At 71.5% G+C, this 16841-nt stretch carries 20 protein-coding genes and 1 tRNA gene; 9 read left to right on the top strand and 12 right to left on the bottom strand.

Translation table 11 applies throughout. The features are described 5' to 3' along the window. The 4 genes from Q0588_RS10840 to Q0588_RS10825 form a co-directional block, all read left to right on the top strand. A partial coding sequence (locus Q0588_RS10840; RefSeq protein WP_298745963.1) for a helicase-related protein occupies positions 1-1743 on the top strand: 1743 nt, incomplete at its 5' end. 202 nt (positions 1744-1945) lie between these two features. Then, positions 1946-2677, top strand: coding sequence for a ligase-associated DNA damage response endonuclease PdeM (gene pdeM / locus Q0588_RS10835; protein WP_298745962.1), 732 nt, complete (start codon positions 1946-1948; stop codon positions 2675-2677). Between the two features lie 53 nt (positions 2678-2730). After that, a complete protein-coding gene (locus Q0588_RS10830; RefSeq protein ID WP_298745961.1) occupies positions 2731-2985 on the top strand; it encodes an addiction module antitoxin in 255 nt (84 codons plus the stop codon). A gap of 4 nt (positions 2986-2989) precedes the next feature. Then, positions 2990-3301, top strand: a complete 312-nt coding sequence (locus tag Q0588_RS10825; RefSeq protein WP_298745960.1) for a type II toxin-antitoxin system RelE/ParE family toxin — start codon at positions 2990-2992, stop codon at positions 3299-3301. Here the strand turns inward: Q0588_RS10825 and Q0588_RS10820 are convergent. From Q0588_RS10820 to Q0588_RS10805, 4 genes are read right to left on the bottom strand one after another with little or no spacing between them, the layout of a single operon-like run. Continuing rightward, on the bottom strand, positions 3298-4011 hold the full coding sequence (locus Q0588_RS10820) for a lysophospholipid acyltransferase family protein (RefSeq protein ID WP_298745959.1): 714 nt from the start codon (positions 4009-4011) through the stop codon (positions 3298-3300). The two genes, Q0588_RS10825 and Q0588_RS10820, sit on opposite strands and share 4 nt — an antisense overlap. A gap of 1 nt (position 4012) precedes the next feature. Further along, positions 4013-4639, bottom strand: a complete 627-nt coding sequence (locus Q0588_RS10815) for a YdcF family protein (RefSeq protein WP_298745958.1) — start codon at positions 4637-4639, stop codon at positions 4013-4015. 9 nt (positions 4640-4648) lie between these two features. Next, complete coding sequence (locus Q0588_RS10810) at positions 4649-5542, bottom strand: ABC transporter permease (RefSeq protein ID WP_298745957.1); 894 nt, start codon at positions 5540-5542, stop codon at positions 4649-4651. Beyond that, the gene (locus Q0588_RS10805; RefSeq protein ID WP_298745956.1) at positions 5539-6249 is read right to left on the bottom strand and encodes an ATP-binding cassette domain-containing protein; all 711 of its coding nucleotides are present in this window, start codon (positions 6247-6249) and stop codon (positions 5539-5541) included. The genes Q0588_RS10810 and Q0588_RS10805 overlap by 4 nt, the downstream gene beginning before the upstream one ends. A gap of 70 nt (positions 6250-6319) precedes the next feature. Between Q0588_RS10805 and Q0588_RS10800 the strand changes: the two genes are divergently transcribed. Beyond that, positions 6320-7207 carry an MJ0042-type zinc finger domain-containing protein gene (locus Q0588_RS10800; protein WP_298745955.1) on the top strand — a complete coding sequence of 296 codons (888 nt, stop codon included), beginning with the start codon at positions 6320-6322 and terminating at the stop codon, positions 7205-7207. After that, positions 7200-7730, top strand: a complete 531-nt coding sequence (locus Q0588_RS10795) for a phosphoribosyltransferase family protein (RefSeq protein ID WP_298745954.1) — start codon at positions 7200-7202, stop codon at positions 7728-7730. Before Q0588_RS10800 ends, Q0588_RS10795 begins: the two co-directional genes overlap by 8 nt. Before the next feature lie 512 nt (positions 7731-8242). Here the strand turns inward: Q0588_RS10795 and lysA are convergent. Genes lysA through argH form a run of 3 tightly spaced genes read right to left on the bottom strand, consistent with a single transcriptional unit; the run spans position 8243 to position 11139 of the window. Then, the gene (gene lysA, locus Q0588_RS10790; protein WP_298745953.1) at positions 8243-9520 is read right to left on the bottom strand and encodes a diaminopimelate decarboxylase; all 1278 of its coding nucleotides are present in this window, start codon (positions 9518-9520) and stop codon (positions 8243-8245) included. Between the two features lie 4 nt (positions 9521-9524). Beyond that, the gene (locus Q0588_RS10785) at positions 9525-9761 is read right to left on the bottom strand and encodes a hypothetical protein (RefSeq protein ID WP_298745952.1); all 237 of its coding nucleotides are present in this window, start codon (positions 9759-9761) and stop codon (positions 9525-9527) included. 10 nt (positions 9762-9771) lie between these two features. Further along, complete coding sequence (gene argH / locus Q0588_RS10780; RefSeq protein WP_298745951.1) at positions 9772-11139, bottom strand: argininosuccinate lyase; 1368 nt, start codon at positions 11137-11139, stop codon at positions 9772-9774. 61 nt (positions 11140-11200) lie between these two features. Between argH and Q0588_RS10775 the strand changes: the two genes are divergently transcribed. Beyond that, a complete protein-coding gene (locus Q0588_RS10775) occupies positions 11201-11824 on the top strand; it encodes a TlpA disulfide reductase family protein (RefSeq protein WP_298745950.1) in 624 nt (207 codons plus the stop codon). Between the two features lie 5 nt (positions 11825-11829). Here Q0588_RS10775 and Q0588_RS10770 read toward each other — a convergent pair whose 3' ends face one another. Continuing rightward, on the bottom strand, positions 11830-12132 hold the full coding sequence (locus Q0588_RS10770) for a hypothetical protein (RefSeq protein ID WP_298745949.1): 303 nt from the start codon (positions 12130-12132) through the stop codon (positions 11830-11832). A gap of 119 nt (positions 12133-12251) precedes the next feature. Continuing rightward, a tRNA-Met gene (locus Q0588_RS10765) sits at positions 12252-12328 on the bottom strand. Between the two features lie 184 nt (positions 12329-12512). Between Q0588_RS10765 and Q0588_RS10760 the strand changes: the two genes are divergently transcribed. Further along, positions 12513-13739 carry a PQQ-dependent sugar dehydrogenase gene (locus tag Q0588_RS10760; protein WP_298745948.1) on the top strand — a complete coding sequence of 409 codons (1227 nt, stop codon included), beginning with the start codon at positions 12513-12515 and terminating at the stop codon, positions 13737-13739. On the opposite strand, the gene dapD is transcribed toward Q0588_RS10760, so the two are convergent. The 3 genes from dapD to argB are packed head-to-tail and all read right to left on the bottom strand — an operon-like array spanning position 13740 to position 16215. Next, the gene (dapD, locus tag Q0588_RS10755) at positions 13740-14597 is read right to left on the bottom strand and encodes a 2,3,4,5-tetrahydropyridine-2,6-dicarboxylate N-succinyltransferase (protein WP_298745947.1); all 858 of its coding nucleotides are present in this window, start codon (positions 14595-14597) and stop codon (positions 13740-13742) included. It abuts the gene before it with no gap. Further along, complete coding sequence (locus Q0588_RS10750) at positions 14594-15289, bottom strand: pyrimidine 5'-nucleotidase (RefSeq protein ID WP_298745946.1); 696 nt, start codon at positions 15287-15289, stop codon at positions 14594-14596. Before Q0588_RS10750 ends, dapD begins: the two co-directional genes overlap by 4 nt. After that, complete coding sequence (gene argB, locus Q0588_RS10745) at positions 15286-16215, bottom strand: acetylglutamate kinase (RefSeq protein ID WP_298745964.1); 930 nt, start codon at positions 16213-16215, stop codon at positions 15286-15288. Before argB ends, Q0588_RS10750 begins: the two co-directional genes overlap by 4 nt. Positions 16216-16290: 75 nt before the next feature. Here argB and Q0588_RS10740 point away from each other — a divergent pair, with 75 nt between their 5' ends. After that, complete coding sequence (locus tag Q0588_RS10740; RefSeq protein WP_298745945.1) at positions 16291-16476, top strand: hypothetical protein; 186 nt, start codon at positions 16291-16293, stop codon at positions 16474-16476. Positions 16477-16841 lie beyond the last annotated feature (365 nt).

Here is a 16841-nt window from a genome sequence, read left to right as displayed (position 1 = left end):
CGGTCGGGCATGAGCCTGATCTTCGTCAACACCCGCTGGCAGGCCGAATTCGTCTTCCAGCGGCTGTGGGCCATCAATGACGACGACCTCGCCATCGCCCTGCACCACGGCTCCCTCGCCGCCGAACAGCGGCGCAAGGTCGAGGCGGCCATGGCGCGCGGCGACCTGCGCGCCGTGGTCTGCACCTCGACGCTGGACCTCGGCATCGACTGGGGCGACGTCGATCTGGTCATCCAGCTGGCCGCGCCGAAGGGGGCCAGCCGCCTGGTCCAGCGCATCGGCCGCGCCAACCACCGCCTCGACGAGCCGTCGCGCGCCCTGATGGTCCCGGCCAGCCGGTTCGAGATGCTCGAATGCCAGGCCGCCCGCGAGGCGGTGGCCGAGAACGCCTTCGACTGGGAGCCGGTCCATACCGGCACGCTCGATACGCTCGCCCAGCACGTCATGGGCTGCGCCTGTTCGGAACCCTTCGCTCTGGATGATCTGTATACGGAAATAACCGGCTGCGGCCCCTATCGCGGCCTGACCCGGGAACAGTTCGAGGAGGTGGTCGATCTGGTCGCCACCGGGGGCTACGCCCTGCGCACCTATGAGCGGTTCGCGCGGATCGTGCGGACGCGGGACGGGAAGTGGAAGGTGCGCAATGCGGCGACGGCCCAGCGCCACCGCATGAACGTCGGCGCCATCGTGACGGCGGCGACGCTGAACGTCCGCGTCGCCGCGCGCCGGGGCCAGCGGCTGATCGGCGGCCGCAAGGTCGGCGAGGCCGAGGAGACCTATTTCGAGCCGATGACCCCCGGCGACACCTTCGTCTTCGCCGGCCAGGTCTGGGCCTTCCAGGCCATCGCCGGCATGGACGCCCTGGTCGTCCACGCCCAGGACAGGGATCCGAAAATCCCCTCCTGGGGCGGCTCCAAATTCCCCTTGTCGCGCTCCCTGGCCGACCGGGTCAGGGCCATGATCGAGGACCGCGACCACTGGCGCGTCCTGCCCCCCGACGTGCGGGAGTGGCTCGAGCTGCAGGCGGCGAAGTCCGCCATCCCCGACGCCGAAACCCTGCTGGTCGAGACCTTCCCGCGCGGCAGCCGCCACTTCCTCGTCGCCTACCCCTTCGCCGGAGGGCTGGCCCACGGCGCCCTGTGCATGCTGCTGACCCGCCGGCTGGACCGGCTCGGGGTCGGCCCGCTGGGCTTCGTCGTCACCGACTATTCGCTGGCCGTCTGGTCGATCCGGCCGATGGACGGGCTCGACCTCGACGCCCTGTTCGAGCCCGACATGCTGGGCGACGATCTGGAAAGCTGGCTGGAGGAGAGCTTCATGATGAAGCGCGCTTTTCGCAATTGCGCCCTGATCTCGGGCCTGATCGAGAAACGCCAGCCGGGGAACGAGAAGACCGGCCGGCAGGTGACCTTCTCGACCGACCTGATCCATGACGTGCTGCGCCGCCACCAGCCCGACCACCTGCTGCTCAGGACCGCCCGCGCCGATGCGGCCGCCGGCCTGCTCGACGTCGCCCGCCTGGGCCAGCTGCTGGCCCGTATCCGGGGCCACATCAAACATATGCATCTGGAACGCCCCTCGCCCTTCTGCGTCCCCGTCCTGGTCCAGATCGGCCGCGAGCGCGTCGGCGGCGGCCAGGCGGCCGAGATGATCCTCGCCGCCAGCGCCTATGGCTTCGACGAGGCCGAGCTGATCGCCGAGGTCATGGGCGAGGCCCCGGATGCAATGAGGGCCGCCCAATGACCCAGGGGACCGCCAACACATCTCCCTTCCCCCTCGACGGGGGAAGGGCCGGGGATGGGGGTGCTTGCAGGCTGGTCCCGAGCGCGCGCGCGTGGGCGCCGCCTTCTTCCAGACAGCCTCCCGCGCTTCATCCGCGAACACCCGGGCTCCACCCCCACCCAACCCTCCCCCGTCGAGGGGGAGGGCTTTTCAGGGGTGTCCCGTGAACGCCGCCCTGCGTCAGGCCCTGTCCCCCGCCCGCTGCCCCAGCGGCGGCCTGCGGGTCCGCATCGAGGGCGAGCCCTGCGTGCTGCGCGGCTCGGGCGCGCTGTGGGTCATCGCCCACCGCGCCCTGATCGCCGCCGACCTGCACCTTGAGAAGGGCTCGGCCTTCGCCGCCCGCGGCCAGATGCTGCCCCCCTACGACAGCCGCGCCACCCTCGACCGGCTCGAGGCCGAGGTCGACGCCCTGCGGCCCGCGACCGTGGTCCTGCTCGGCGACAGCTTCCATGACGCGAACTCGATCGGCCGGATGGCGGAATCGGACAAGGCCCGGCTCGACCGGCTGGCCGCGGGCCGCGACTGGATCTGGCTGGAGGGCAACCACGACATCGCCGCCCTCGCCGGCTCTATCGACCACCTCCCCGGCGAGGTGGTCGAGACCCTGTCCCTCGGCGCCCTGCGCCTGATCCACGCGCCGCGGCCGGGGGCGCAGCCGGGCGAGATCGCTGGCCACCTCCACCCCGCCGCCCGCGTCGCCGCCCACGGCCGCGGCGTCCGCCGCCCCTGTTTCGTCACCGACGGCCGCCGCGCCGTCCTCCCCGCCTTCGGCGCCTTCACCGGCGGGCTGGACGTGCGCGACCCGGCCATCGCCGGCCTGTTCAGCGAGCCGCCGATGGCCGCCGCCCTGGGACGGGACAAGGTGTATGCGCTGGCGTGGGAGAGGCTGCGTTAGGCTTGCTTGGTCTTCAATATTGCGTATCTTGAAGACAGGAAAAGGAGACCGCCTTGTCCCGCACCACCACCATGACCGTCCGCCTCAGCGGCGCCCTGAGCGACTTCGTGGGCTCGAACGTCGGTGAAGACGGAGCCTATGAGAACATCAGCGAATATGTCCGCGATCTCATCCGGCGTGACAAGGAGCGCCGTGAGCAGGAAACCTTCGACCGCCTGAAGGCCGAGCTGACCCATGCCTTCGCCGCTCCGGAATCGTCCTATGTCCCGCTGACGGCGGCCGAGGTCATCGCGCGCAACCGGTCCTGACCGGATGGCGGTCCGCGTCCAGCAGGCGGCCTCGCACCGTCTCGACGACATCTACCGCTACACGCGCGACCGCTGGGGCGAGGCCCAGGCGGACCGCTATGTCACCGGTCTTTTCGACGCCTTCGATCGCATCGAGACCCATGGTGTGACCTCCCGGCCCGTCCCCGCCGAATTCGGCGTCGACAGCTATGTCTTCCGGTACGAGACGCACCTAGTCTACTGGCGCCGCCTGTCCGATGGCGACATCGGCATCGTCACGATCCTGCACCAGCGGATGCATCAGATCGAACGGTTCCGGGAGGATTTCGGTCTCTAGGAAATGCGTCCGAGCAGCGCCCCCGACGCCCCCTCGATCCGCGCCTCCAGCTCGCTCATGAATTCCGTCCGCTTCAGCCCCGCCGGGATCGCCGGCAGGAACTGATAGACCACCGTCCCCGGATATCTCCGGAACCCGTGCGCCGGCCAGTGGACGCCCGAATTGGTCGCCATCGGCGTGCACGGGCAGTCGAGGTCGCGGTACAGCGCCGCGATGCCCGGCTTGTAGTCCGGCGCCGCGCCCACCGGCGTGCGGGTCCCCTCCGGGAAGATCAGGATCTGCCGCCCCTCGGCGAAGCGCGTCCGCGCCTGCCGCACCATGTCCTTCAGCGCCCTGGAGTGCGCCGCCCGGTCGACCGCGATCATCCCGGTCTTCCAGGCGAACCAGCCGAAGAAGGGCAGGGGCCGCAGCTCCTTCTTCATGATGAAACAGTTGTCCGGCAGGATCAGCCACGGCGCGATCACGTCAAGCATGCTCTGGTGCTTGCCGGCGACCAGGGCGGCGCCCGTCGGCCGGTGCTCCAGCCCGCGGAACTCGACCTTCACCCCGGCGATCCAGCGCAGGCCGAACAGGCAGAAGCGGGACCAGCCGCGGATCACCCCCATGGCGTAGCGGTGCGGCAGCAGCAGCGCCGGCGACAGGCCGACCGCGAACAGGGCCATCGACAGATAGAGCCAGGCGACGAAGAGCAGCGACCGCAGGGCCGTCACCTCAGGCGGCCTTTCCGGCCGGCGCTCCGGCCCCGTCGGCGGCGCGCCCGCCGCTCTCGCCGACCAGGGCCCGGCCCAGGGCGGCGAGATATTTCATATATTCCAGCGTCATCCGCCGGGCCGTCACCGCCGCCCGCCACCAGCGCGAATCGTCGAGCGACGGGGTCTCCACCGCATAGGGGGTCAGTTCGAGCTCCGGCGAGGCCGCCCGGATCTCGGTCAGGGCGCGCGGCATGTGATAGTCGGAGGTCACCACGATCAGGCTGTCATAGCCCTTGGCCTCGGCCCAGGCGGCGATCTCCTGGGCGTTGCCGATGGTGTCCTCGGCCTCGAAGCCGAGATCGACGCAGCAGTTGAACAGCTTGCTCGAGCCCGGGGTCAGGGCGCGCAATTCCTGACGGCGGACCTCGCGGTTGACGCCGGAGATCAGCACCCGCTTGCCCTTGTCCTGTTCCAGCAGGCGGATGGCGGCGTTGACCCGTTCGGCCGAGGGTCCGGTCAGGGCCACGATGGCGTCGGCCCGCGCCGGCTCGGCGGCGGGCGTATAGCCGCGCACCCGGTCGGCGAAGGCGAACAGGCCGACCAGCCAGATGACCGCGACAATGGCGATGAAGGTGAGAAACTTCATGGCTTTAACCTAGCGATCGGCCCGCAACCGCGCCAGCGCGGTCGTCCGCGCCGCGACAAGCGCCACCGTAGCGGCCAGCAGCGGACATGGCGAGAGCATCAGCACGTCGGCCCACGCCACCGGCAGGGCGGGGGTGACGCCCTCGGCGCCGCCGAGGAACCGCAGCCCCGCCATCAGGACCATGGCCGCCGCCGCCCCGGCCGCCCCGGCCCCGGCCGCCAGCAGGGCGTAGCGGGTCTGGTAGAGGCCGGCGATCCGCCCGTCCGAGGCGCCGTTCAGGCTCAGGGTCTCGATCACCGTCCGCTGCGCCGCCATCCCCGCCTGGGTCGCATAGACGATGGCCGCCGCGGCCGCCCCGGCGGTGAGCAGAAAGGCGGCGGCGGCGAGGGCGGTGATCAGGGCCGCGGAACGCTCGACCTCGCCGCGCCACAGGCTGTGGTCGTCGACGGTGGCGTCGACCCCCGCCTCGGCGAGGGCCCGGCCCAGGCTGACCGGGCTGGCCGGCGCCTCCGGGTCCAGCCGCACCGTGACCAGGTGGGGCAGCGGCAGGTCGGGCAGGATGGCGGTCCCGACCCAGGGGCGCAGCAGGGCCTCGGCGGTCTCGCGGTCCATCGCCTCGGCCTCCTCGACGCCCTCGACCCCGGCGAGCGTCTGCGCCGCCCGGGCGGCGGCCTCGGCTCCGGTCTCGTCGACCCGGGGGCGCACCTGCACCGTCGCCTCGCTGCCCAATTGCCGGGCCCAGCCGTGCGCCGCCCGGTCCGCCGCGACCGCCCCGACCGCCGACAGGCAGGCGAGGAAGCACAGCACCGCGATCACCGCCGCCAGCCACGGCTCGCCGCCGCCGTCGCGCGGCAGGATCGGCGCGCGTCGGGCCGTCAGCCCGTCGGTCCACCGGCCGATCATGTCGATCCCCCGCGCAGCCGGCCGCCGTCGAGCCGCAGCACCCTGGCCCCGGAGGCCGCCGCCAGCGCCTCGTCGTGGCTGGCGATCAGCACCGTCGTCCCCAGCCGGTTCAGCGACTGGAACAGCTTCAGCAGCCGCCCGCCCATGGCGGCGTCGACGCTGCCGGTCGGCTCGTCGGCGAGAATCAGCTCGGGGCGGGTCACCACGGCGCGGGCGATCGACAGCCGCTGTTTCTCGCCGCCCGACAGGGTCGGCGGGCGGTCGTTCATGCGCTCGCCGAGCCCGACCCAGTCCAGCATCTCCTCGACGTCGGCCGCCCAGGCCTCCCGGCCCGTCCCCGCCAGCCGCAGCGGCAGGGCGACATTGTCGAAGGCCGACAGATGGTCGAGCAGGCGGAAGTCCTGGAACACCACCCCCATGCGCCGCCGGAAACCGGGCAGGGCCGACCGCGGCGGGCCGCTCGCCTCCTCTCCGAACAGCTCCAGCCGCCCGCCGGTCGGCCGGCGGGCCAGGGTCAGCAGGCTCAGCAGCGTCGTCTTCCCCGCCCCCGACGGCCCGGTAAGGAAGTGGAAAGAGCCCGCGCGCAATATGAGGTTAACGTCCCGCAGCACGCTCGGGCCGCCCGCATAGCCGAAGCTCACGCCCTCGAGGCGGACGGTGTCGGTCGCGGAGTCGGTCGAGGCGGCGCGGCGGGGCTGAACGGGCATCGATTTTTGGGTCAGGACGCGGCTGCGAGGCCGCGACGGGAGGGGGCGGAACGCCTCTCAGTCAGCGCACATGATACTGACCTGCCCGTCCTGCGCCACCAGCTATTTCACCCCCGACGAGGTGATCGGCCCCGGCGGCCGCACCGTGCGCTGCAAGGGCTGCCGCCACACCTGGCGCGCCACCCTCGAGGAGCCGCTGGAGCTGTCGGCCGCGTCGCCGGCCGCCGCCGCCGGAGCGCGCCGCGACGAGCCGGCCGACGCCGCCGAGTCGCTGGCCGAGACCCCGGCCCCGGAACTGCCCCGCGCCTTCCGCGCCCGCGCCGAGCAGCAGCGTCGCCTGCGCCGCGCCGCCGCCCAGGGGGTCGTCTGGGCCGGCATCGCCTCCGGCTTCGCCGCCCTGTTGACGGCCGCCTGGCTGTTCCGCGTCGAAGTGGTCGAGATCGCCCCCCGCGCCGCCGCCGCCTACGCGGCCGTCGGCCTGACCGTAAACCCGACCGGTCTCGAGTTCGAGGCGATCTCGGCCCGGGCGGCGCCGAACGATCCCGGCAAGGTGCTGGTCTCGGGCGCGCTCAGGAACGTCCGCGACGAGGAGCGCATCGCCCCGCCGGTGCGTGTCGCCCTGCTGGACGCCGACGGGGCCGAAATCGGCCACGCGGTGGTGCGCATCGACGCGGCCCCGGTCCTGCCGGGCAAGGTCCAGGGCTTCGCCGCCGTGATCCCCGACCCCGGCGGCAAGGGCCAGGGCGTCGGCGTCGCCTTCGTGCTGGACAGGCCGGCCCCGGCCCGTGCGGCCGCCGCGCCCCCGGTCCCGCGGCCCCTGCCGGCCGCCGCGGCCGGCGGCCTGCGTCCGGCCCTGGAGCCCGATCTCTCCGCGCCGCTCGACATGCGGCCGGTCGACGCCGTGCCCGTGGCTATCGACACCCAGGGTCCCGAGGCGCTATCCGCCTCGCATGGCTGACCAACCGACCCTCACCGTCCTTCTTCCCGAGGCGGAGGTGGCGCGGATCGTCGCCGGTCTGGCCCGTCGGATCGCGCCGGTCACCGACGACGAGACCGTCGCGGCGGTGCTGCTGACCGGGGGCCTGTGGTTCGCCGCCGACCTGACCCGCGCCCTGTCGCGGATCGGCCGCAACCTCCGCTTCGACGCCCTGTGGCTGGCCTCCTACGGCGATGAAAGGGAGAGCCGCGGCAGGATCGACGTCTACGCCCCGTTCCAGCGCCCGATCGCCGGGCGGAAGATGCTGATCCTCGACGACGTCTTCGACACCGGCCTGTCGCTGGCCGAGGCGGTGCGCATCGCCAGGGAGGCCGGCGCCGCCGAGGTGCTGACCTGCGTCTTCGCCCGCAAGCCCTGGCCCCTGCCGCGCGCGCCCGAGCCCGACTTCGTCGGCTGGGAGGCCCCCGACCGTTTCCTCGTCGGCTACGGCCTCGACCACGCGGGGACCTTGCGCGGTCTCCCGGACATCTGCGCTTTGGATTGAGCCGGCTCTCTCCACCCGGCGACCGGTCGGTTCATCACAACGAACACGACGAAGGCACGGAGGAGACGACGGGCGCGAGCTCCCACGACCCTTCGCGGGCCCTTGCCCGCCATTCGGATTCCTTTGCGTCTCCCTGACGGAAGACGCAGGCCCTCCGGCCCCGTCGTGTCCTTTGTGAATCCGTTGTGCCCTTTGTGATGAACCCTGGCTCTCAAGGGCCATGACGCTGTGCTGGCAATCCGCGAAAACATAGTCGGATTCAGCAGAAAATATCGCGCGTTTCCAATCGCATAGTCAATTCCAAAGCCAATCTTCCATCCGGATATGCCGGCGGGCGCATAATGCGCCGTTGGTCTGCCAGCCGGTCTTTGACAATCGAATCCCCGCCGCACCGCCCGAGGCGCGCCGATGCAGACTCTGCCGACTCCGCCACACCAATTTTCGGAGACCCTGCCGACTCTGCCGACTCCGCCACACCGTTTTTCGGGATTTCACCCGGGTGGAAAACCGGCTCAGCCCAGCCAGCCGGCCGCCGGTTCCCGGGCCCACATCTCGTCATAGGTGGGCCGTGACCTGACCACAGCCCAGCGGTCGCCGTCGACCAGAACCTCGGGGACCAGCGGCCGCGAATTGTACTCGCTGGCCAGCACCGCCCCATAGGCCCCGGCCCCCATGAAGGCCACGAGATCCCCGGCCTCCAGCGGCGGCAGAACCCGCTCCCGCGCGAAGACGTCGGTCGACTCGCAGATCGGCCCGACCAGATCATAGGGCCCCGTGTCGCCCGCCCGCTCGCATACGGCCACCACATCGTGGAAGGCGTCGTACAGGGCCGGCCGCATCAGGTCGTTCATGCCCGCGTCCAGCACCAGGAAGCGGCGGCCGTCGCTGCGGGCGTTGACCTGGACGACCCGGCTCAGCAGCACCCCGGCGTTGGCGGCCAGCAGCCGGCCCGGCTCGAAGGCCGCCTCGACCTCCAGCCCTTCCAGCACCCGCGCGGCCATGCCGACATAGGCCTCGATCGAGGGCAGATCGGTCTGGCCGTGATAGGGCACGCCCAGGCCGCCGCCGAGATCGAGCCGGCTGACCGCCAGCCCCTCGACCCGCAGCGCCAGGGTCATTTGGCGCAGGGCCCGGAAGGCCCCCTCCAGCGGCTCCAGCGTGGTGATCTGGCTGCCGATGTGACAGGCCAGCCCGACCGGCGTCACATGCGGCGAGGCGGCGGCGCGGGCGTACAGGGCCGGCGCCTCCTCGGCCGGCACGCCGAATTTGTCGGTCGCCCCGCCGGTGGTGATCTTCGCATGCCCTCCGGCCCCGATCTTCGGATTGACCCGGACGGCGATCTCCGGCGCCGCGCCCTTCGAGGCGGCCACGGCGATCAGCCGGTCCAGCTCGACCGCGCTCTCGACATTGATCTGGCGCACCCCGGCGTCGATGGCGAAGGCCAGCTCGGCGTCGGTCTTGCCCACCCCGGAGAAGACGATGCGCCGGCCGGGTACGCCCGCCTTCAGCGCCCGCCGGATCTCGCCCTCCGAAACCGTGTCGGCGCCGCAGCCCAGCCGGGCCAGGGTGGCCAGCACCGACAGGTTGGAATTGGCCTTCACGGCGAAGGCGATCAGGGCCTCCCCGAGCGCCGCCCGGTGCGCCTCCACGGCCTCGCGGAACAGGCCGTAGTGCCGCGTCAGGGTGGCGGTCGAATAGACGTAGAGCGGCGTGCCGACGGCCCCGGCAATGGCTTCCAGCGGCGCGGCCTCGGCATGGAGGGCGCCGTCGATCCGGTCGAAATGGTGCAAGGCGCTAGCGCGGGCTGGAACCCGAACCGCCGTAGGGGTTCGAGCTGGGCCCGCCGTCGATCGGCGCCTCGCTGGGCGGGCGGTAGACGGTGGCGGGTTCGACCGGGCCGGGGCCGCGCCCGTCCGGCAGGCTGCGCTCGGTGCTCCTGGCGGGCGGGGCCTCCAGATCGGCCATCCGGCCGCATCCCGCGGCGGAGACGGCGATCAGGGCGACGACGCCCGGAAGAACGAGTTTTTTCATCCTGATCCCTCTACGCGAGACGCGTGTTCCACTCGGCGATGCGCGCGCGGACCTGCTCCGGCGCCGTGCCCCCGAAGCTCTGGCGGCTGGCGCAGGAAGCCTCGGGAGTCAGCACCTTGTAAACCGCTTCCGTGACGCCCGCCTCAAGCGATTGCAGTTCGGCCAGCGGCAGTTGCGACAAATCCACGCCCAGGGCCTCGGCCCGCTTCACCGCCGCGCCCGTGACATGGTGCGCCTTGCGGAACGGCAGGTTCAGCTCGCGCACCAGCCAGTCGGCCAGGTCGGTGGCGGTCGAAAAGCCCGATCCCGCCGCCGCCCGCATCCGCTCCGCATCGGGTTGAAGGGCCGACACCATCGCCGTCATCGCCCCCAGCGCCAGGGTCAGGGCGTCGAAGGCCTCGAACACCGGCGGCTTGTCCTCCTGCATGTCCTTGGAATAGGCCAGCGGCAGGCCCTTCATGACGGTGGACAGGGCCACGAACGAACCCATGATCCGCCCGGTCTTGGCCCGGACCAGTTCGGCGGCGTCGGGATTGCGCTTCTGCGGCATGATCGACGAGCCGGTGGTCAGGTCGTCGGGCAGGGAGACGAAGCCGAACTGCGGCGTCATCCAGACCACGATCTCCTCGGCCAGGCGCGACAGGTGGCCGGCGCAGATCGAGGCGGCGGCCAGGCTCTCCAGGGCGAAATCACGGTCCGAGACCGCGTCCAGCGAATTGCCCATCGGCCGGTCGAAGCCCAGCTCCTTCGCCGTCATATGCCGGTCGATGGGGAAGGGCGAGCCGGCCAGGGCCGCGGCCCCCAGCGGGCATTCGTTCATCCGCGCCCGGGCGTCGGCGAACCGCCCGGCGTCGCGCCCGAACATCTCGACATAGGCCATCAGATGGTGGCCGAAGGTCACCGGCTGGGCCGGCTGCAGATGGGTGAAGCCCGGCATCAGGTCGCCGGCGTGCTGCCCGGCCCGGGCCAGCAGGGCCCGCTGCAGGCCCTCGAGCTGGTCCACGGCCGCGTCGCAGGCGTCCCGCACCCACAGGCGGAAGTCGGTCGCCACCTGGTCGTTGCGGCTGCGCGCGGTGTGCAGCCGGCCCGACGGCTCGCCGATCAGCTCGGCCAGCCGCGCCTCGACGTTCATGTGGATGTCCTCGAAGCGGTCGCGGAACGGGAAGGTCCCGTCACGCATCTCCGCCTCGATGGCGTCCAGTCCGCCCAGGATGGCGTCGGCGTCTGCCGCCGTCAGGACTCCCTGCCGGGCCAGCATACGGCAATGCGCCCGCGAACCGGCCAGGTCCTGGGCCCACAGCCGCCGGTCGACGCCGATCGAGACGTTGATCGCCTGCATGATGTCGGCGGGCCGGGCCGAGAATCGTCCGCCCCACATGTCTTGACCTTCCGCCTTCGCAGAAGGCTTAACTGTGGGAGCGGGTTGGGAAGGCTGTGTCATGAAGGGCTCGAAGGCGGCGGGAATGGCGATCGCGGGCGCGCTGGCGATCGGCGTGATCGTCGGCGCCGGGCTGCTATACGCCAATCGCGACGCCTTCTTCAAAGCCGCCGCGCCCGCGCCGCCGGCGAAGAGCGATCTGGCCCGCTTCGCCAGGGGCTCCCTGACCCGTCTGGAAACCCCCGCGGTCCTGGCTCCCGCGCCGGATTACGTCTTCAGGACCCGCGACGGCGCGGAGGCGCGCTTCGCCGACTTCCGCGGCAAGGTGGTGGTGGTCAACCTGTGGGCCATGTGGTGCGCGCCCTGCCGCACGGAGATGCCGACCCTGGCCCGGCTGGCCCAGGCCTATGCCGGCACGGACCTCGTGGTCCTGCCGATCAATGTCGACGCCACCGCCGACGGCCTCGCCGACGCCCGCAGCTTCATCGACGTGCACGAACCCCTGCCGCTGTACAGCGACATGAAATTCCAGCTGCCGTTCGAGCTTCCGGGCGAGGGCAAGATGCCGCAAACCGTGTTGCTCGACCGCCAGGGCCGCATCCGCGCGCATTTCTCGGGCGAGGCCGACTGGTCCAGCCCCGAGGCGCGGGCCCTGATCGACGCGCTTCTGGCCGCGCGGGCCTGACCGTCTCAGTTCGCGGGTGTTCGCTCGTCCGTGGCCGGATCGACCGCGCCCGGACGGCCCTCGGCGGCGGCCTCGGCCTGATTGTCTTCCAGACGCTCGGCGACATTGCCCGCGCCCTCTTCGACCGCCCGCGCCGCCTTCATGGCGCCGGACTCGATCACCTCCCCGGCTTCGGCGGCGACTTCCCCGGCCTTTTCGCCCGCGACCTCGGCATCGGCTTCGGCCTCCTGCTGCTCGGCCGGTGTGCAGGCGGCGGCGCCGAGCGCCAGGGCGGCGACGGCGGCGAGGGTGATGGTCTGGATGCGCATATGAATCCCCTTCGGCTTGGAACCTTGGCGGTTAACGCTCCTGCGCCTGAGGGGTTGCCGCGATCACGGCGGGGCGGGCCGGCCGTCGCCGGGGTTTGACCGGGCAGGGGGAAGGTGCGTGGTGGCTGGGGGCGGGCTCGAACCGCCGACCTGTGGGTTATGAATCCACCGCTCTAACCAGCTGAGCTACCCAGCCCCGATCGCTCGGGTCCGGCGGGAACTGGTCTGGCCGCCGGGAGAGGCGTGCCTATAGAGGCGGGCGCAGGCGGATTCAAGCCGTCCCGGGCCGGCTGGCGTCACATCCCGCCTTGCGCGCCGGGCCCAGGGCGCCAAGGTTGACCGGGTCACTCCGTCACCGACCGACTGCACAGGAAATCGCCGTGCGCCTGTTCTCCCTCGCCGCCCCCGTAGCCGTCCTCGCGCTGGCCGCCGCCTGCGGCGTCGACGGCCAGGACGGCGCCGCTGCGCCGACGGGCGCGCCGCTCGAGACCCGCCCCGCCAACGGCGTCGGGCAGCGGCCGGCCTTCCCCGGTCAGACCCGGGCGCCCGGCGTCCGCACCGAGACGGCGCTGGTCCATACGACGGTCGCCTCGGGCCTGGAGGAACCCTGGGGGCTGGCGCTGCTGCCGGACGGTCGCTGGCTGGTCACCGAAAGGCCCGGCCGGCTGCGGATCGTCACCGCCGGGGGCGAGGTCGGCGAGCCGGTCGTGGGGCTGCCGGCGGTGGACGCGCGCGGCCAGGGCGGCCTTCTGGACGTCGTGGTCGGCCCCGGCTTCGGCCAGGACCGGCTGATCTACTGGAGCTATGCCGAACCCCGCGAAGGCGGCAACGCCACCTCCGTCGCCCGGGGCCGCCTCTCGCCCGACGGGACGCGGATCGACGATGTGCAGGTCATCTTCCGCGCCCTGCCGGTCTATGACGGGACCATGCATTTCGGCTCATCGCTGGCCTTCTCCGGCGACGGCAGGCTGTTCATCACCCTGGGCGAGCGTTCCGACACGCCGATGCGGCCCCAGGCCCAGGATCTGGGCTCGCACCTGGGCAAGACCATCCGCGTCAACGCCGACGGCTCGGTTCCGGACGACAATCCCTTCGTCGGCCGCGCCGGAGCCCTGCCGGAAATCTGGTCGCTGGGCCATCGCAATGTCCAGGGGATCGCCATCGCCGACAACGGCGACGTCTGGACCGTCGAGCACGGCGCGCGCGGCGGGGACGAGGTCAATCTGGACCGCGCGGGGCTCAACTACGGCTGGCCCGAGGTGGCCTATGGCGTCGAATACCGCGGCGGGCCGATCAACGGCGGGGTCACGGCGCGCGAGGGGACCGAACAGCCGGTCTATTACTGGGATCCGGTCATCGCGCCAGGCGGGATGGCCATCTACGACGGGGCCATGTTCCCGGGCTGGCGTGGAAACCTGCTGGTCGCGGCGCTGAAGGAGAAGCACATCGCCCGGCTGGTGATCGAGAACGACCGCGTGGTCGGCGAGGAGCGGCTGCTGACCGGTCTGGGCGAACGGGTCCGCGACGTGGCGGTGGCCGCCGACGGCGCGGTCTGGGCGATCACCGACGAGACCGACGGCAAGCTGGTGCGGCTGGCGGCCCGCTGATCAGTCGCGCAGCAGTTCGTTGACGCCGGTCTTCGCCCGCGTCTGCGCGTCGACGCGCTTGACGATGACCGCGCAATACAGCGCTGGCCCGCCGTTCGGGTCGGGGAGGCTGCCCGGCACCACCACCGAATACGCCGGCACCTCGCCGCGGAACACCTCGCCCGTCGCCCGGTCGACGATCTTCGTCGAGCCGGACAGATAGACGCCCATGGCCAGCACCGCCCCCTCGCGGACGATGACGCCCTCGGCGACCTCGGCCCGGGCCCCGATGAAGCAGTTGTCCTCGATGATGGTCGGGCCGGCCTGCAGCGGCTCCAGCACGCCGCCGATGCCGGCCCCGCCGGACAGGTGCACGTTCTTGCCGATCTGGGCGCAGGAGCCGACCGTGGCCCAGGCGTCGACCATCGAGCCTTCATCGACATAGGCGCCGATGTTCACGAAACTGGGCATCAGCACCACGTTGCGGGCGATGAAGGCGCCCCGCCGCACGATCGCGCCCGGGACCGAACGGAAGCCGGCGTCGCTATAGTGGTTGGCGGTCCAGTCGCCGAACTTGTTGGGGACCTTGTCCCACCAGGGCCCGATCCCGGGGGCGTGGCTGGCCGCGCCGCGATCGCCGCCCCGCACCAGGACGTTGTCATTGAGTCGGAAGGACAGCAGCACCGCCTTCTTCAGCCACTGGTGCGTGGTCCAGACGCCGCCCTCCCCACGCGAGGCGACCCGCGCCTCACCGGCGTCCAGCATCTCGATGGCCTGCTCCACCGCGGCGCGGACCTCGCCGTGGGTCGAGGCCGAGACCCTGGCCCGGTCCTCCCAGGCCGCCTCGATCACGGCCTCCAGATCGGTGCGGTCGGTCATGTCGGGTCTCCCGGCAGGATGGCGGTGGCGAGGAAGGGGCCGAGGGCGGCCGCCCGGTGATCGACGAACGGCGCCTCGGCGTCGAAGGCGTGGGGTCCCACCAGGATGGTGGTCATGCCCAATTCCTTGGCGTGCTCCAGATTGCGCGCCGTGTCCTCGAAAAAGGCGGCGGTCGCCGGATCGAGGCCGAACCGGTCCAGCATCAGGGCGAAGGTGTCCGGATGCGGCTTCGGCACCAGCCGGCCATGCTCCACGGCGAAGAGGCCGTCGAACAGATCACTGATTCCCAGTTGCTCCAGCACCCGTTCGCCGTGGCGGGTCGAGCCGTTGGTGAAGACGTGGCGCGGCCCTTCGAGGCGCTCGAGGCCGGCCCGCAGGCCCTCGTCGGGCTGGAGGTCGTCCAGCGGCACGTCGTGGACCTCGGCCAGGAACGCCTCCGGGTCGATGGTGTAGTCCTTCATCAGGCCGCCGAGGGCGGCCCCATGGTCCAGCAGATAGCGTTTCTGCAGCGCCCGCGCCTCCTCCAGCGGCAAGCCCGTCTCCCGCACCATGAACTGGCCGATGCGCGCGCTGACCCGTTTCAGTATCTGCCGCTCGGGCGGATACAGGGTGTCGTCGAGGTCGAAGATCCAGCTGCGCACATGGCGCAGCTCGGCGCCGATCTCGGTGGGCTGAACCGGCTCGGCGGTCATGCTTCGGCCTTCACCAGCGTGCCGGCGCCGTGTTCGGTGAACAGCTCCACCAGCATGGCGTGCGGACGCCGGCCGTCCAGGATGACCACCGCCTCGACCCCGTCGCGCACGGCCGCGATGGCCGTCTGCAATTTCGGGATCATGCCGCCGACGGCGACGCCGTCCTCGATCAGCTTCGCGGCCTCGCCGACGGTCATCTGGCGGATGATCTCGCCGTCCGCGCCCCTGACTCCCGGCACGTCGGTCAGGAGCAGCATGCGCTTGGCCTTGAGAGAGCCGGCCAGCGCCCCCGCCACCGTATCGGCGTTGACGTTGAAGGTCTGGCCGTCCTCGGCCACGCCGATCGGCGCGATGACCGGCACCCAGTCGGCGTCGGATTCCAGCAGCCGGACGACCAGCTTCGGATCGACCCTGGTCGGTTCGCCGACGAAGCCGAGATCGACCTCGTGCTCGATCATGCTGTCGGGATCGCGCTTGGTGCGGCGGGTCTTCTCGACCGTCATCAGGCCGGCGTCCTTGCCGGACAGGCCGATGCCGCGCACGTCGGCCTCGCGCCCGGCCATGGTGATCCAGTGGGCGATCTCCTTGTTGACCGCGCCGGACAGGACCATCTCGGCCACCTGCATGGTGTCGGCGTCGGTGACGCGCAGGCCGTCGACGAAGCTGGACCTGACCCCCGCCTTGTCGAGCATGGCGCTGATCTGCGGCCCGCCGCCGTGGACCACGACCGGGTTCACGCCCATCAGCTTCAGCAGCACCACGTCGGCGGCGAACTGTTTCGCCACGGCGCTCTCGCCCATGGCGTGACCGCCATATTTGATGACCACCGTCTTGCGGTCGTAGATCTGGATGTAGGGCAGGGCCTCGGCCAGGGTCTTCGCGGTGTCCCAGCCGCGCTCTTCGGATTGCCGTTCTGTCTCATCCATCATCAGCGGGTCCGTAATGCCAAGCCCGGGCCGTGTCATCATGAAACCGGACCCCCGTGCGCCCGTTCCGCCTCGATGAACGAGCACGACATAGACGATCGGGACCTGACCCCCGCGGATCCGGCGGACCGGGCCTCGCTCCAGCATCCCGATCCGGCCCTGTGTCCGGAATGCCTCGGGGCCGGCGCGCTGGCCTCGGGCGAGACCTGCCCGGTTTGCGAGGGGACCGGAAAGGCGACCAGCCGGACCGGCGGCGGCTGAGCCCGCCTGCGGCCCGGGCGGGCGACCTGGACCGGTCCCGGGGGACCTTGATCGGGCCGGGCCAGCGGGCCCGCCGGCGGGCCGCTGTAGCTGAATGGCCACGCTCGCGATCGTTCGGCTTCTCCGGCTCGACCTCGGCGAGCGGGGCTGTTATGAGGATGCAAGCGGTGGTTTTTGCGCCACCGTGAGAAATTCACCTTGGGCTGCGGAGGGCTTCCACCCATGCGCGTTAAATCCTTCATTCTGGCGACCAGCGCCGCCGGGGCCCTGGCCCTGTCGGCCGGCGCCGCGTCCGCCGATCCGAACGGTTGGTACGGCGGTCTCGACGCCGGCTACCATTCGGCCGACGCCGAGACCGCCAATGG

Origin of the sequence: uncultured Brevundimonas sp. (assembly GCF_937870815.1) — a bacterium.
GTDB lineage: Bacteria > Pseudomonadota > Alphaproteobacteria > Caulobacterales > Caulobacteraceae > Brevundimonas.
Note: the sequence above shows the minus strand (reverse complement) of the source record. Positions and strands in the feature narration are given on the sequence as shown.

Coding starts and splice junctions, on each gene's coding strand:
- Q0588_RS10825 (WP_298745960.1), top strand. CDS start 2,990: ATGGCGGTCCGCGTCCAGCAGGCGGCCTCGCACCGTCTCGACGACATC.
- Q0588_RS10815 (WP_298745958.1), bottom strand. CDS start 4,639: ATGAAGTTTCTCACCTTCATCGCCATTGTCGCGGTCATCTGGCTGGTC.
- Q0588_RS10810 (WP_298745957.1), bottom strand. CDS start 5,542: ATGATCGGCCGGTGGACCGACGGGCTGACGGCCCGACGCGCGCCGATC.
- Q0588_RS10805 (WP_298745956.1), bottom strand. CDS start 6,249: ATGCCCGTTCAGCCCCGCCGCGCCGCCTCGACCGACTCCGCGACCGAC.
- Q0588_RS10800 (WP_298745955.1), top strand. CDS start 6,320: ATGATACTGACCTGCCCGTCCTGCGCCACCAGCTATTTCACCCCCGAC.
- Q0588_RS10795 (WP_298745954.1), top strand. CDS start 7,200: ATGGCTGACCAACCGACCCTCACCGTCCTTCTTCCCGAGGCGGAGGTG.
- Q0588_RS10785 (WP_298745952.1), bottom strand. CDS start 9,761: ATGAAAAAACTCGTTCTTCCGGGCGTCGTCGCCCTGATCGCCGTCTCC.
- argH (WP_298745951.1), bottom strand. CDS start 11,139: ATGTGGGGCGGACGATTCTCGGCCCGGCCCGCCGACATCATGCAGGCG.
- Q0588_RS10775 (WP_298745950.1), top strand. CDS start 11,201: ATGAAGGGCTCGAAGGCGGCGGGAATGGCGATCGCGGGCGCGCTGGCG.
- Q0588_RS10770 (WP_298745949.1), bottom strand. CDS start 12,132: ATGCGCATCCAGACCATCACCCTCGCCGCCGTCGCCGCCCTGGCGCTC.
- dapD (WP_298745947.1), bottom strand. CDS start 14,597: ATGACCGACCGCACCGATCTGGAGGCCGTGATCGAGGCGGCCTGGGAG.
- Q0588_RS10750 (WP_298745946.1), bottom strand. CDS start 15,289: ATGACCGCCGAGCCGGTTCAGCCCACCGAGATCGGCGCCGAGCTGCGC.
- argB (WP_298745964.1), bottom strand. CDS start 16,215: ATGGATGAGACAGAACGGCAATCCGAAGAGCGCGGCTGGGACACCGCG.
- Q0588_RS10740 (WP_298745945.1), top strand. CDS start 16,291: ATGAACGAGCACGACATAGACGATCGGGACCTGACCCCCGCGGATCCG.